The sequence below is a fragment of the Dyella sp. genome, from assembly GCF_051962475.1.
In the GTDB taxonomy this organism is placed as follows: domain Bacteria; phylum Pseudomonadota; class Gammaproteobacteria; order Xanthomonadales; family Rhodanobacteraceae; genus Dyella_A.
Genome location: NZ_JBQCCF010000068.1, coordinates 61,281 through 74,979, shown reverse-complemented (window position 1 = coordinate 74,979; position 13,699 = coordinate 61,281). Strand labels below are relative to the sequence as shown.

Sequence of the window (13,699 nt, the reverse complement as noted above, 5' to 3'; positions counted from 1 at the left end):
ATGAGCAAACCCGCTTCCTTGCCCCTATCCGAGATGGAGCGCATCAAGGCCGCCAGTCGGCTGCTGCGCGGAACCCTCGCCGAGGGCCTGGCCGACCCGATCACCGGTGCGATCAGCGACGACGACAACAAACTGCTCAAGTTCCACGGCAGCTACCAGCAGGACGATCGCGACCTGCGCGACGAGCGCCGCCGGCAGAAGCTGGAGCCGGCGTACGCCTTCATGATCCGCGCGCGCCTGCCCGGCGGCGTGGTAACGCCAGCGCAGTGGCTGGCGTTCGATCGGATCGCCACCGAACACGCCAACGGCACGCTGCGCATCACCACGCGGCAGACCTTTCAATGGCACGGTGTGATCAAGCGCCGGCTCAAGCCCACCCTGCGCGCCATCCATGACGCGCTGGCCACCACCATCGCCGCCTGCGGCGACGTGGTGCGTACCGTGGTGAGCAGCGCGAATCCGGAAGTGCCCGAGACGCACGCGCTGGCTTACGCCTGGGCGGCGAAGCTGTCCGAGCACCTGGAGCCACAGACGCGGGCCTACCACGAGATCTGGCTGGACGGTGAAAAGGTCGCTGGCGACGAGCATGAACCGCTGTACGGCCCCACCTACCTGCCGCGCAAGTTCAAGATCGGTCTGACGATCCCGCCGCTCAACGACATCGACGTGTTCGCGCAGGACCTGGGCCTGATCGCCATCATCGAGGATGGCCAACTGCTTGGCTTCAACGTCGCCATCGGCGGCGGCATGGGCGCCAGCCACGGTGATCCCACCACCTATCCGCGGCTGGCCAGTGTGGTCGGTTTCGTCACACCGGAGCAGCTGATCGCCGTGGCCGAGGGGGTGGTTTCCGTGCAGCGCGACTGGGGCAACCGCAGCGAGCGCAAGTACGCGCGGCTGAAGTACACGCTGGACCATCGGGGTCTGGACGCCTTCGTCGCCGAACTGGAGTCGCGGCTCGGCTTCGCGCTGGCGCCGGCGCGGCCCTACGCGTTCGAGCACAACGGCGATCGCTACGGCTGGGTGGAGGGTGAGGGCGGTCGCTGGCACCTCACCCTGCACATCGAAGCCGGGCGGCTGGCCGACGTCGGTGCGGTGCGTTCGCTCACCGGCCTGCGCGAACTGGCCCAGATGCACACTGGCACCTTTCGCATGACCTGCAACCAGAATGTGATCGTTGCCGACGTAGCCGCGGCCGACCGGGCGCGCATCGACGCGCTGGTCGCCGAGTACGGCCTGGACGGCTACCGCGCCGCCAGCCCGATCCGCCGCCATGCGGTGGCCTGCGTGGCGCTGCCCACCTGCGGCCTGGCGATGGCCGAGAGCGAACGCTACCTCCCACAGTTGCTGCCGAAACTGGAAGCGCTACTCGACCACCACGGCCTGGCCGATGCGCCGATCCTGCTGCGCCTGTCCGGCTGCCCCAACGGCTGCTCGCGGCCGTACCTGGGCGAGATCGCCCTGGTCGGTCGCGCGCCGGGCCGCTATGACCTGCGGTTGGGCGCGGACTTCCGTGGTCAGCGGCTCAACCGGCTGTACCGCGAGAACATCGACGAGGCCGCGATCCTCGCCGCGCTCGATCCATTGTTCGCCCGCTATGCCGCCGAGCGCGGCGTGGCCGAGGGCTTCGGCGATTTCCTGGTGCGCAGCGGCGCGGCGACGGCGCCGGCGGCGATTCCGCTTGAGGTCATCGCGTGAACCCGGCCTACCTCGAGGACGCGGCCCGCGACGCGACCGTGCTCGCCCGGCTGGACGCCTGGCTGAGCCGGCTCGATGCGCTGGAGCGCGCTCGCTGGGCGCTGCGTAACGTGCCCGGTCCGCTGGTGCTGTCGTCCAGTTTCGGCGCGCAGTCGGCGCTGATGCTGCACCTGGTGACGCGTGAGCGGCCGGACATCCCGGTGGTGCTGATCGACACCGGCTACCTGTTCCCCGAGACCTACCGCTTCGTCGATCAGCTGGTCGAGCGGTTGCAGCTCAACCTCAAGGTCTATCGCCCGACGATCAGCCCGGCCTGGATGGAGGCGCGCCATGGCAAGCTGTGGGAGCAGGGCGAAGAAGGCATCCGCCGCTACAACGCGTTGCGCAAGGTGGAGCCGATGCAGCGCGCGCTCGGCCAGCTCGGCGCCACCGGATGGTTCTCCGGCCTGCGCCGCGTGCAGTCGCGCAGCCGCGAACAGGTGCCCTTCATCCAGCGCCGCAACGGCCGCTGGAAGTTCCACCCCGTCGCCGACTGGCGCGACCGCGACGTGGGCCAGTACCTGGCTCAGCATGGCCTGCCGTACCACCCGTTGTGGGACAAGGGCTACGTATCGATCGGCGACGTGCACACCACGCGGCCGTGGGAGCCGGGGATGGCAGCGGAGGACACGCGCTTCTTCGGGCTGCACCGCGAGTGCGGACTGCACGAGGCCGTCTAGCGGTGGCAGATCGCCGAGGATCTCCGTCGCTGCTTCTGCGGGAGCGGGACCGACCGGCCTGCGGTTTGTCCTCCCGCTACGGGTCAGGCCTTGGCCGGTAACGGCCGGGCCGTCACCTTCACCGCCCGCTCGCGCCAGGTCGGGGCCGTCGGCCACTCCACTGCTTCGCCGGTGGACACGTGCCGTGCCACGGCCTTGCGCTCCAGCTGGGGCGCGAAGCCGGTGATGAAGGCCAGTGCGAACTCACGCAGCACGCTGTCCTTGCGCAGCACGATCCAGGTCGTGCAGGGGGCGAACAGTTGGTCGGCAGCGAGAATCCGCAGGTCGGCGCTGTCGGCCGCCAGCAGGGCCATCTCCGCCAGCACGCCCACGCCCAGGCCGGCGCGCACGTAGGTCTTGATCAGGTCAGCGTCGCTGGCGGTCATCGCGATCTGCGGCTGCAGCCCGGCTGACTCGAAGGCGCGGCGCAGCGAGGATTCGGGCTTGAGCGAGGAGTCGTAGCTCACCAGCGGCTGTGCGGCCAGTTCCGCAAGGGTCGGTGCGCGCTCAAGTGCGGCCAGCCGATGCTCCTTGGGCACCACCACGCGACGCTGCCAGCGATAGGCGGGCAGGGCGATCACGCCGGCCGGCGGCGCGCCGGCGGTGCTGACCACCGCCAGGTCGACGCCGCCACTTTCCAGCAGCCCCAGCAACTCGGCGTCGGCGGCCGGCTGCAGGTGCACGCTCACTTCCGGATAACTGCGGTTGAGTGCGGCGATGGCGCCGGGCAGGGCGAAGCGCGCCTGGGTGTGGGTGGTGGCGATGCGCAGGGTGCCACGCGCCTCGTTGCGCAGGTTGGCCGCCACTGACTGGATGTTGCCCACCTCGGCCAGGATCGCCCGCGCGCGCTCCAGCACCTTGCTGCCTGCGTGGGTGATTGCATCCAGGCTCTTGCCCTTGCGGTTGAACAGCTGAAAGCCCAGCTCCTCCTCCAGTTGCTTGAGCTGCTTGCTGAGGCCTGGCTGGGTGGCGTGCACGCGCTCGGCGGCCAGGGTGATGTTGAGCCCGGAGTCGGCGATCGCGATGAGGTAGCGCAGCTGGGTCAGCGTCATGCGGGCGGTCCGTGGCGGCCTGCGCGGGATGCGGGTGCAGGCGACTGGCCGGCGGAGGGATGTGTTTTCATTTGGACGTCTATACATCCAATTTGTGCGGTGCGTCAAGCGCGGTGTGCGATGGCTGGATTCATAACCTGGCGGCATATCGATCGCCCGATAAATCATTTGTGGACGCGGGCTTGCCTGCCTAGCTTGGCCGGATGCGCCAGCCGGCGCGCCGCGTCGAGTGATCCCCCCCGATGAAGCTTTATCCGCTGTTCGCCGATCTCGCCGATCGCCCGGTACTGGTGGTCGGTGGCGGCGCGGTGGCCGAGCGCAAGGCGACTGCGCTGGTGGAGGCGGGCGCGCGCGTCACGGTGGGTTCGCCCACCCTTTCGCCGCTGCTTGCGCAGTGGGCGCGAGCCGGACGCATCGTGCACATCGCCGGCCCTTTCGAAGCGCACTGGCTGGACCATGCGTGGCTGGTGATCGCCGCGACCGACGATGAAGCACTGCACCAGCGCATCGTCGAGCTGGCCGCCGCGCGGCGGCTGTTCTGCAACGTGGTGGACGATGCCGCACGCTGCAGTTTCCACGTTCCGGCGGTGATCGACCGTGCGCCGATCACCATCGCCATCTCCAGCGGCGGCGATACGCCGATGTTCGCGCGCTTGCTGCGCGAGCGGCTGGAGACGCTGCTGGACCACTCGCTCGGCGCGCTGGCGACGCTGGCCTCGACGCTGCGCAAGCGCATCCGCCTGCGTCATCCCGAGCCGGCGGTGAGGCGGCGGTTCTACGAGACATTGTTTGCCGGGTCGGTGGCGGACCTGGTGCGCCGCGGCCGGCCCGCTGCGGCGCAGGCCGAGGCCGAGCGTCTGCTGGCCTCAGCCGATCCGGCCTCGCGCGGCAGCGTGGTACTGGTCGGCGCCGGTCCCGGCGATCCGGGCCTGCTCACCCTGCGCGCGCTGCGTGCGATGAACGAGGCGGACGTGATCCTGCACGATCGCCTGGTGAGCACCGAGGTGCTGGCACTCGCCCGCCGCGACGCCGAACGCATCGAGGTGGCCAAGCAGGCCGGCCAGCATCACACCACGCAGGACGGCATCCACGCGCTGATGCTGGAGCACGCGCAGGCCGGCCGGCGCGTGGTGCGGCTGAAAGGCGGCGACCCGTTCGTGTTCGGTCGCGGCGGCGAGGAGCTGGAGTTCCTGCGCGCGCACGACATTCCCTACGAAGTGGTGCCCGGGATCACCGCGGCGGTGGCCTGCGCTGCGTACGCCGGCATCCCGCTCACCCACCGCGACCACGCGCAGTCGGTGCGCCTGCTCACCGCGCACTGCAAGGCCTCGCACGACACGCTGGACTGGCCCGCGCTGGCGCGCGAGCGGCAGACGCTGGCGGTTTATATGGGCGTGTCGCAGCTCGAGACGTTCCAGCAGCGGCTGATCGCGCACGGCCGCGCGGCGTCCACCCCGTTCGCCCTGGTGGAGAACGGGTCGCGGCCGCAGCAGCGCGTGATCACCGGCACGCTAGGCCAGCTTGCCCGTCGTGCCACGGAGCAGGCGGTGCAGTCGCCGGCCCTGCTGATCCTGGGCGAGGTGGCGGCGCTGGCCGAGTCGCTGGCCTGGTTCGGTGCCCCGCCGGTGAGCGAACGGCAAGCGGGCATCCCGCCACGGCGCCCGTCCGCATCGTTCGGTGCGTCGGTCGACACCCAGGCGGCCATTCACCACGCCTGAACACGCTTTCCCCAGCGTCGGCGCATCATGCCGGCGCCTTCTCCTTTCGGCCTTTCGGAGCTTCCCATGATCTACGACAGCATCCTCGACACCATCGGCGGCACGCCCATCGTTAAGCTGCACCGCCTCGCACCGAAGGGCGTGGACATCTACGTCAAGGTGGAGGCGTTCAACCCGGGCGGCTCGGTGAAGGATCGCCTGGCGCTGGCGATCATCCTGGATGCCGAGAAACGTGGCGCGCTCAAGCCGGGACAGACCGTGGTGGAAGCCACCTCCGGCAACACCGGTGTCGGCCTGGCGATGGTCTGCGCCGCGCGAGGCTATCCGTTCGTGGCGGTGATGAGCGACTCGTTCTCGGTCGAACGGCGCAAGCTGATGCGCGCCTACGGTGCCCGGGTACTGCTCACTCCGGCCGCCGAGCGCGGCACCGGCATGGTGAAGAAGGCGAAGGAGCTGGCGGAAAAGAACGGCTGGTTCTGGGCCAGCCAGTTCGAGAATCCGGCCAACCCGGCCTACCACCGCAGCACCACCGGGCCGGAGATCCTCAAGGACTTCGCCGGGCGGCGGCTGGACTACTTCGTCAGCGGCTGGGGTACCGGCGGCACGCTCACCGGCGTGGGCGAGATGCTCAAGCTGGCGCGTCCGGACGTAAAGGTCATCGGTGCCGAACCGGCCGGCGCGGCGCTGCTGGCCGGCAAGGAGTGGCAGCCGCACAAGATCCAGGGCTGGAACCCGGATTTCATTCCCAAGGTGCTCAACCGCGAGGTGATCGACGAGATCAAGCTGATCCCGGATGAGCGCTCGCGCGAGGTGGCCCGTGCGCTGGCCGCGCAGGAGGGCATTTTCGTGGGCCTGTCCTGCGGCGGCACCCTGGCGGCCGCGCTGGAGGTGGCCGAGGACGCGCCGAAAGGCTCGGTGCTGCTGGCGATGCTGCCGGACACGGGCGAGCGCTACCTGTCCACCTACCTGTTCGAGGGCGTGAACGAGGGGTCGGACGACGTCGGTTGAGCGTCCCGGGCCGGCGCTTGGCGGGTGGCGCCGGGCCGGCCGTTCAGGCGCCGCGGATGCGGCGCCGCGTCATCGCCGCAAGCCAGGGGCGCAGGCTAGAATGGCCGGATCATTCGACCCGCTGGAGGCTGCATGGCTGTCCGTCTTGACCCGCTCGACCTGTACGACGTTCGTTCGCTGCTCACTGACGAGGAGCGCATGGTGCAGGATGCAGTGGGCCGCTTCGTCGATGAGAAGGTGCTGCCGATCATCGGCGACTGCTTCGACCAGGGCCGCTTCCCGAAGGAACTGATTCCCGAGATCGCCGGACTCGGCCTGCTCGGCGCCACCATCCCCGAGAAATACGGCTGCGCCGGTATGAACGGCGTCAGCTACGGCCTGATCTGCCAGGAGCTGGAGCGCGGCGATTCGGGCCTGCGCAGCTTCGCCTCGGTGCAGAGCTCGCTGTGCATGTATCCGATCTACGCCTACGGCACCGAAGAGCAGAAGATGCACTACCTGCCCAAGATGGCGGCGGGCGAGATCATCGGCTGCTTCGGCCTCACCGAACCGCACGGCGGTTCCGACCCGGCCAACATGAAGACCCACGCCAAGAAGGACGGCGGCGACTGGGTCATCAACGGCGCCAAGATGTGGATCACCAACGGCAACCTGGCGAACATCGCGATCGTCTGGGCGCAGACCGAGGACGGCATCCAGGGCTTCATCGTGCCGACCGACAGCAAGGGCTTCACCGCGCAGGAAGTGCACAAGAAGATGAGCCTGCGCGCCTCGGTCACCAGCGCGCTGTTCTTCGACAACGTGCGCGTGCCCGAAGCCAACCGCCTGCCGAACGTGAAGGGCCTGAAGGGCCCGCTGGGCTGCCTCACCCAGGCCCGCTACGGCATCACCTGGGGCCCGATCGGCGCCGCCCAGGCCTGCCTCAAGGAAGTGCTCGACTACACCGCCGAGCGCGTGCTGTTCGGCCGTCCGCTGGCCGCCAATCAGGCGGTGCAGATCAAGATGGCCGAGATGGCCCGCCGCATCACGATGGCGCAGTTGCTGTCGCTGCAGCTCGGTCGCCTGAAGGATGCCGGCAAGATGCAGCCGACTCAGGTGTCGCTGGCCAAGTGGAACAACTGCCGCATGGCCATCGACATCGCGCGCGAGTGCCGCGACATCCTCGGCGGCGCCGGCATCACCACCGAGCACACCGCGATCCGTCACGCGCTCAACCTGGAATCGGTGATCACCTACGAGGGCACCGAGACGGTGCATCAGCTGGTGGTGGGCCGCGAGCTGACCGGGATCAACGCGTTCTGAGTCACCAAGCCGGCGACAGGCGACCCACTTCAACAGCCGTCATTTCCGCGCAAGCGGGAATCCATGGGCAGCAGCTGCCACGGCAAGGTGGGTTTCCGCTTGCGCGGGAATGACGGCAACAAGCGCGTACGCCGCCGGGAGTCAGGCATTGCACGTTCCTGAAATCCATATCGAAACCAACCGCCTGATCCTGCGCCCGACCCGGCCGGAGGATTTCGAAGGCTGGGTGCAACTGATGGGCGACGAAGAGAACTCGCGCCACATCGGCGGTCCGCAGCCGCGGGCGGTCGCCTGGCGCGGCTTCCTCACGATGGCCGGGGCGTGGGCGATCCAAGGCTACGGCATGTTCTCGGTGATCGAGAAGGCCAGCGGGCGCTGGATCGGCCGACTCGGTCCCTGGTGTCCTGAAGGCTGGCCCGGTACCGAAGTGGGCTGGGGCCTGCTGCGCGAGGCCTGGGGCAGGGGCTACGCCACTGAAGGTTCGACCGCCGCGATCGACTGGGCGTTCGAGCACCTGGGCTGGAGCGAGGTGATCCACACCATCGCGCCGGACAATCTTGCCTCGCAGGAGGTCGCCCGGCGACTGGGTTCCAGCCTGCAGGGGCCGGGGCGTTTGCCCGAGCCGTTCCAGGACATCGTGGTCGAGGTCTGGGGCCAGAGCCGCGAAGCGTGGATGCGTCGTCGCACATGAGTCACGTGCCGCCCGCGCTGTTTGTCGCACTCACCGAACTGGTGCCCGAGCTGTACGTGCACTGCGCCGAGCCGTGGTGCGTGATCGGCAGCGCCGGCGCGCGGATGCTCGGTGCCGAGGTGGACGTGGCCGATGTCGACGTGCTGGTGTCGCGTGCCGACGCCGCCACGCTGATCGCGCGCTGGGCCGACCGGAGCGATACCATCCATGCCCCCGCCGACGGCGACCGCTTCCGCTCGCATTTCGCCCGTTTCCGCTTTCCCGGCATGCCGGTGGAAGTGATGGGCGGCCTGGAACTTCACGACGACGCGGGCTGGCAGCCGGTGTCGCCGGGCAAGCTCGTGCTGGTTGGACTGCAGGGCCTGGCGGTGCCGGTGCCGGCGCTGGACGAGCAGATCCGCATCTTCGAATCCTTCGGCCGCGACAAGGACCGTGTGCGTGCCGCCGCTTTGCGCGCGCTGCGCCAGCCAGCTTCCGTACTGCCGATCGTTTCATCTTCCTGACGGCTGCCTGCCGCCGCTTTCCGCCTCCCAGACGAATCCCGCCATGACCGCCATTCCGTTCGCCATCACCGCCCGCCACAAGGGCTTCAACCGCGCCGAGATCGTCGACCAGAACTTCACCGAGTTCGTGCAGCTGTGGCAGGGCGAGGTGCGTCGCGCGCCGCAAGACGATGAATCGGTGCTGCCGGGCAGCGCGCTCGATGCGCGCGGCTTCCGCGAGCTGTTCGAGTCGCAGCTGATCAGTCGCCACCTCGACCTGATGGCGCGCGTGCTGCGCGTGCAGAACAAGGTGTTCTACACGATCGGTTCGTCCGGCCATGAGGGCAACGCGATGGTGGCGCGGCTCACCCGGCACACTGACCCGGCGTTCCTGCACTACCGCTCCGGCGGCTTCATGGCGGAGCGCTTCCGCAAGCTGCCGGGCATGGACCCGGTGATGGATTCGGCGCTGTCCTTCGCCGCCAGCAAGGACGATCCGGCTTCCGGCGGCCGCCACAAGGTGTGGGGTTCCAAGCCGCTCTGGGTGCTGCCGCAGACCTCCACCATCGCCTCGCACCTGCCCAAGGCGCTGGGCACGGCGGTGGCGATCGACCACGCGCGCCGCATCGGCCACACGCTGCCGATCCCCGACGATTCCATCGCGATCTGCTCGTTCGGCGATGCGTCCAGCAACCACGCCACCGCGCAGACCGCGTTCAACGCGGCCGGCTGGACGGCGTATCAGAAGCTGCCCGCGCCGGTGCTGTTCGTCTGCGAGGACAACGGCATCGGCATCTCGGTGAAGACGCCGACCGGCTGGGTCGCCCGCAACTACCAGGCGCGCGCCGATCTCGATTACTTCTTCGCCGACGGCCTGGACCTGGCCGAAGGCTATGCGCAGGTGCAGCGCGCGGTGGAGCACTGCCGCCGCACCCGCCGGCCGACCTTCCTGCACCTGAAGACCACCCGCGTGATGGGTCACGCCGGCACCGACTTCGAGATCGAGTGGCGCTCGATCGAGGAGCTGGTGGCGGTGGAGTCCACCGATCCGTTGCTGCGCTCGGCGGCGATCGCGCTGGAGTCGGGCCTGTACTCGAAGGACGACCTGCTCAACCTGTACGAAGCGACCCGCAAGCGCTGCTTCGCGGCGGCGGACGAAGCCGATCGCCGGCCCAAGCTGGAGCGCCTGGACGACGTGATGGCGCCGCTGGCCCCGTACTCGCCGGCCAAGGTGAAGGCCGAAGCCGAGCGCGCCGACTACGGCGACAAGCGCCTGGCCGTGTTCGGCGGCGAGGCGAAGCTGCCGGAAAACCAGCCGCCGCGGCACCTGGCGATCCAGATCGGCCAGGCGCTGCACGACATCATGGCCAAGTACCCCGAGTCGCTGCTGTTCGGCGAGGACGTGGCGCAGAAAGGCGGCGTGTACACGGTCACCAAGGGCCTGCACAAGGCATTCAAGAACACCCGCGTGTTCAACACCCTGCTGGACGAGACGATCATCCTCGGCCTGGCCCAGGGCTACGCCAACATGGGCATGCTGCCGATCCCCGAGATCCAGTACCTGGCGTACTTCCACAACGCCGGCGACCAGATCCGCGGCGAGGCGTCGAGCCTGCAGTTCTTCTCCAACGACCAGTATCGCAACCCCATGGTGATGCGCATCGCCTCGCTCGGTTACCAGCGCGGCTTCGGCGGGCACTTCCACAACGACAACTCGATCACCGCGCTGCGCGACATCCCGGGTCTCGTGGTGGGCTGCCCCAGCCGCGGCGACGACGCGGCGACGATGCTGCGCACGCTCACCGCGCTGGCCCGGGTGGACGGCCGCGTCTGCGCCTTCCTCGAGCCGATCGCGCTGTACATGACCAAGGATCTGTACGAGGCCGGCGACGGCCAGTGGCAGTTCGCCTATCCCGCGCCGGGCGAGGCGATGACGCTGGGCGAAGGGCGCGTGTACCACGAGGACGCCGACGACCTGGTGGTCTTTACCTTCGGCAACGGCGTACCGATGGCGCTGCGTGCCGCGCGCACCCTCGAAGCCGAGCTGAAGTGGAAAGTGCGCGTGGTCGACCTGCGCTGGCTGGCGCCGCTCAACGATGCCTTCATCGCCGCGCAGGCGAAGAGCGCCAAGCGCATCGTGGTGCTGGACGAGGGCCGCAAGAGCGCGGGTGTGGGCGAGGGCGTGATCACTGCGATCGTCGAGGCGGGGTTCGGCGCGACGCCGCTCCGGCGCGTGGTCGGTGCCGACACCTTCACGCCGCTGGCCGGTGCGGCTTTCCTGGTGCTGCCGGGCGAAGCGGACGTGGTCGCGGCGGCGCGCGAACTGGCCTGACGGCGCCGCGCACGTCTCACGACGTGCGCTGTGACATGCGTCCTGTGCGCGACACGCGGCGCTGGGCGGCCGACTCTTCGTGCCGCTGCAGGCTGGCGCGGTTGCGCCCGCCCAGCTTGGCGTCGTACATCGCCTGGTCGGCACGGGCCACCAGGCTGTCAATCGAGTCGTGCGGGCGACGCACCGCCACGCCGATGCTTACGGTGAGCTGCAGTTGCTCGCCGTCCACCGGAATCTCCAGCCGGTGGATGCGCCGACACAACCGCGTGGCCACCTGCATCGCTTCCTCATCGCCGGCGCCGTCGAGCAAGGCCACGAACTCCTCGCCACCGTAGCGGCCGAATAGGTCGGTCGGCCGCAGTTCCTCGCGCAAGGCGTGGGCGACCGCAATCAGTGCCTCGTCGCCGGCGGCATGGCCGCGCCGGTCGTTGAGGATCTTGAAGTGGTCCAGATCCAGGAACAGCAGCGCCTGTGGGCGCGCCGCCGGATTGCTCATGGCCTGGATCGCCACCTCGTTCCAGGCGCGACGGTTGAGCGACTGGGTCAGCGAATCCTTGTCGGCCAGCACGCGCACTTGGTCGCGGTCGCGGCGGATCATCAGGGCGCGGTCGGCCAGGCCGAGCGAAAGCACCACCGCCTCGAAGGCGCCGGCGGCAAGGCCGGCATCGTTGAGCCAGTCCAGCCCGGGCAGGGCGCCGTTGACCTGGGCGCTGGTCATCGCGGTCAGCGCCAGCAGCGGGGTCCAGCCGGCGAGGAAGAACCATGCATGGCGCGAACCGCGCAGCGCCGCGACGATCGACGCCAGCAACAGTAGGGCCGCTCCCAGCGTGAGCAGGGGATTGACCAGCAGCTGTCCGATGTTCTCCAGCGCGTCGATCTGGCTGCAGCGCATCAGGACCACCGCCACCATGCCGATCGCCAGCGCCAGCACGGGAATGCGCAGCAGGGGCGCAAAGCGCTGCAGCTCGCAGAAGCGAATCATGAACAGTGAGGCGAACGCCACCGACAGTGCCACCGCAGCCGAGCCCACGGTGATCGACAGTCCGCCCAGCCAGTTCATCCCCAGCGGGTGATAGACGAAACCGGTCTGGATGCCCTGGATCAGCGCGTAGCAGAGGATGTAGCCGGCGTACCAGCCAAAGGTGACGTCACGCAGCATGAGCGCGAAGCACAGCGCCATCAGCGCCATCGCCAGCATCACCGCGAGGCTGGCCGTGGCGAACACCAGCCAGCGCGCGTCCTGTTGAAGGTAGCTGGCCCAACTCTGCAGGCGGAAACTCACGGGCGCGGCGATGCGCGCGGAGGGCTCGAACTTGAGCAGCAGCGGGGCCGATGCCGGCAGCTCGCGGCCGAGCAGGAAGGCCAGGCGGCCATGGCCGTGGATCGTCGCCTGGAAATCATCCATCGCAAGTGAAACGGTGGGTCGGTTGTGGTCATAAAGGGTCACCGTGCCCAGCGGCGGCGGATAGATGCTGAGCACCCGCTCTTCCTGCACCCACGGGGGCGGCGGATCGAGCACCACCCAGCTTCCGCGCGCGCCCTGCGGCAGGCGCAGCAGCAGGTCTGGCGCGAAGCGGTTCATCTGGCCCTGGCGGAAATCCTCCATCACCTTGGCCGGGGTGTCGCCGTCACGCACGTCGCGCCAGGCGCCGGCCAGCGGCGTGGCGGCCTGCAGCACGCCGCTGCAGAGCATGGCCAGGGCACAGAGCAGCCGGGCCACGAGTAGCGGCCACGAGGCAGATCGTTGGGGTGCCGGCCATGTCATCAGCAGTTCTCTCCGGTCCTGAGGTTGCAAACCCTCAAGCATGCAGTGCGTGATTTCCCCTCGAACTCATGCGCGCGGCGGCATCGACCGACGACATTGGCGATGCCGCGCCCTTTCGGCTGACGCCGCATGCCTGGCCCGGCGCCCACCTGAACTGTAGTCAGCACGAACCGTGCCATTGTGCCGCTCTCGTTGTGCTCGTTTCGTCACGCCGGTTTGCCCGGCCCCCGGCGATGCTCTTGCGCTCGGCCCCTGTCCGCCCAGGAAGGACAGGGGATCGCCTGAGCCTTTACCCGTCCGAGCCTTAGCCCGTCGAGGAGATATTCATGGCCACCTTGTCTGTCGCCGTATTCGTGGGAAGCCTGCGTGAGGCATCGATCAACCGCCGGCTGGCGCTGGCCGTGCAGCGTCTGGCGCCGGACGACCTGCGCTTCGAGTTCATCGCGCTCGATGGCCTGCCGCTCTACAACCAGGATTTCGACGGCGACTACCCGCCGGCCTGCCGCGCGCTCAAGCAGCAGGTGGAAGCGGCCGACGCGCTGCTGTTCGTCACCCCCGAGTACAACCGCTCGATCCCCGGTGTGCTGAAGAACGCGCTCGACATCGCTTCGCGGCCGTGGGGCACCAATTCATTCGCTGGCAAGCCCGGCGGCGTGATCGGCGCCTCCATCGGCAGCACCGGCAGCGCGTTGGCGCAGCAGCACCTGCGCAATGTACTGACGTATCTGGACGTGGCCGTGCTGGCCCAGCCGGAAGTGTTCGTGCAGTTCAAGAACGACGAGCTGATCGACGCCCACGGCCAGATCGCCAGCGACGACACGCGCAAGTTCCTGCAGGGCTACGTGGATCGATACGCGGCCTGGGTGCGCACGCACATCGGCCGTTGACGCGCG

At 68.9% G+C, this 13,699-nt stretch carries 11 protein-coding genes; 9 read left to right on the top strand and 2 right to left on the bottom strand.

Annotated elements, in window-relative coordinates; translation table 11 throughout:
* On the top strand, positions 1-1,698 hold the full coding sequence (gene cysI, locus ACTHJF_RS15090) for an assimilatory sulfite reductase (NADPH) hemoprotein subunit (protein WP_440267843.1): 1,698 nt from the start codon (positions 1-3) through the stop codon (positions 1,696-1,698).
* Positions 1,695-2,417 carry a phosphoadenylyl-sulfate reductase gene (locus tag ACTHJF_RS15085; protein WP_440267842.1) on the top strand — a complete coding sequence of 241 codons (723 nt, stop codon included), beginning with the start codon at positions 1,695-1,697 and terminating at the stop codon, positions 2,415-2,417. The genes cysI and ACTHJF_RS15085 overlap by 4 nt, the downstream gene beginning before the upstream one ends.
* 83 nt (positions 2,418-2,500) lie before the next feature.
* Here the strand turns inward: ACTHJF_RS15085 and ACTHJF_RS15080 are convergent, their stop codons facing one another.
* Complete coding sequence (locus ACTHJF_RS15080) at positions 2,501-3,508, bottom strand: LysR substrate-binding domain-containing protein (protein ID WP_440267841.1); 1,008 nt, start codon at positions 3,506-3,508, stop codon at positions 2,501-2,503.
* Between the two features lie 242 nt (positions 3,509-3,750).
* Here ACTHJF_RS15080 and cysG point away from each other — a divergent pair, with 242 nt between their 5' ends.
* From cysG to ACTHJF_RS15050, 6 genes are all read left to right on the top strand, one after another.
* Complete coding sequence (gene cysG, locus ACTHJF_RS15075; protein ID WP_440267840.1) at positions 3,751-5,226, top strand: siroheme synthase CysG; 1,476 nt, start codon at positions 3,751-3,753, stop codon at positions 5,224-5,226.
* Between the two features lie 66 nt (positions 5,227-5,292).
* Entirely contained in the window at positions 5,293-6,234 is a 942-nt protein-coding gene (gene cysK, locus ACTHJF_RS15070; RefSeq protein WP_431636632.1) for a cysteine synthase A, read from the top strand.
* Between the two features lie 132 nt (positions 6,235-6,366).
* On the top strand, positions 6,367-7,536 hold the full coding sequence (locus tag ACTHJF_RS15065; protein WP_440260591.1) for an acyl-CoA dehydrogenase family protein: 1,170 nt from the start codon (positions 6,367-6,369) through the stop codon (positions 7,534-7,536).
* A gap of 148 nt (positions 7,537-7,684) precedes the next feature.
* Entirely contained in the window at positions 7,685-8,227 is a 543-nt protein-coding gene (locus tag ACTHJF_RS15060; protein WP_440267839.1) for a GNAT family N-acetyltransferase, read from the top strand.
* Positions 8,224-8,730 carry a hypothetical protein gene (locus ACTHJF_RS15055; protein WP_253568307.1) on the top strand — a complete coding sequence of 169 codons (507 nt, stop codon included), beginning with the start codon at positions 8,224-8,226 and terminating at the stop codon, positions 8,728-8,730. Before ACTHJF_RS15060 ends, ACTHJF_RS15055 begins: the two co-directional genes overlap by 4 nt.
* A 43-nt stretch (positions 8,731-8,773) precedes the next feature.
* Positions 8,774-11,041, top strand: coding sequence for a thiamine pyrophosphate-dependent enzyme (locus tag ACTHJF_RS15050; protein ID WP_440267838.1), 2,268 nt, complete (start codon positions 8,774-8,776; stop codon positions 11,039-11,041).
* A gap of 16 nt (positions 11,042-11,057) precedes the next feature.
* On the opposite strand, the gene ACTHJF_RS15045 is transcribed toward ACTHJF_RS15050, so the two are convergent.
* Positions 11,058-12,761: a diguanylate cyclase gene (locus ACTHJF_RS15045; protein ID WP_440267837.1), complete on the bottom strand. Its 1,704-nt coding sequence runs from the start codon at positions 12,759-12,761 to the stop codon at positions 11,058-11,060.
* Between the two features lie 371 nt (positions 12,762-13,132).
* On the opposite strand from ACTHJF_RS15045, the gene ACTHJF_RS15040 reads away from it, so the two are divergent.
* Entirely contained in the window at positions 13,133-13,693 is a 561-nt protein-coding gene (locus tag ACTHJF_RS15040) for an NADPH-dependent FMN reductase (protein WP_440267836.1), read from the top strand.
* The last annotated feature ends 6 nt before the right edge of the window (positions 13,694-13,699 follow it).

Coding starts and splice junctions, on each gene's coding strand:
- cysG (WP_440267840.1), top strand. CDS start 3,751: ATGAAGCTTTATCCGCTGTTCGCCGATCTCGCCGATCGCCCGGTACTG.
- ACTHJF_RS15040 (WP_440267836.1), top strand. CDS start 13,133: ATGGCCACCTTGTCTGTCGCCGTATTCGTGGGAAGCCTGCGTGAGGCA.
- ACTHJF_RS15055 (WP_253568307.1), top strand. CDS start 8,224: ATGAGTCACGTGCCGCCCGCGCTGTTTGTCGCACTCACCGAACTGGTG.
- ACTHJF_RS15050 (WP_440267838.1), top strand. CDS start 8,774: ATGACCGCCATTCCGTTCGCCATCACCGCCCGCCACAAGGGCTTCAAC.
- cysK (WP_431636632.1), top strand. CDS start 5,293: ATGATCTACGACAGCATCCTCGACACCATCGGCGGCACGCCCATCGTT.
- ACTHJF_RS15065 (WP_440260591.1), top strand. CDS start 6,367: ATGGCTGTCCGTCTTGACCCGCTCGACCTGTACGACGTTCGTTCGCTG.
- cysI (WP_440267843.1), top strand. CDS start 1: ATGAGCAAACCCGCTTCCTTGCCCCTATCCGAGATGGAGCGCATCAAG.
- ACTHJF_RS15080 (WP_440267841.1), bottom strand. CDS start 3,508: ATGACGCTGACCCAGCTGCGCTACCTCATCGCGATCGCCGACTCCGGG.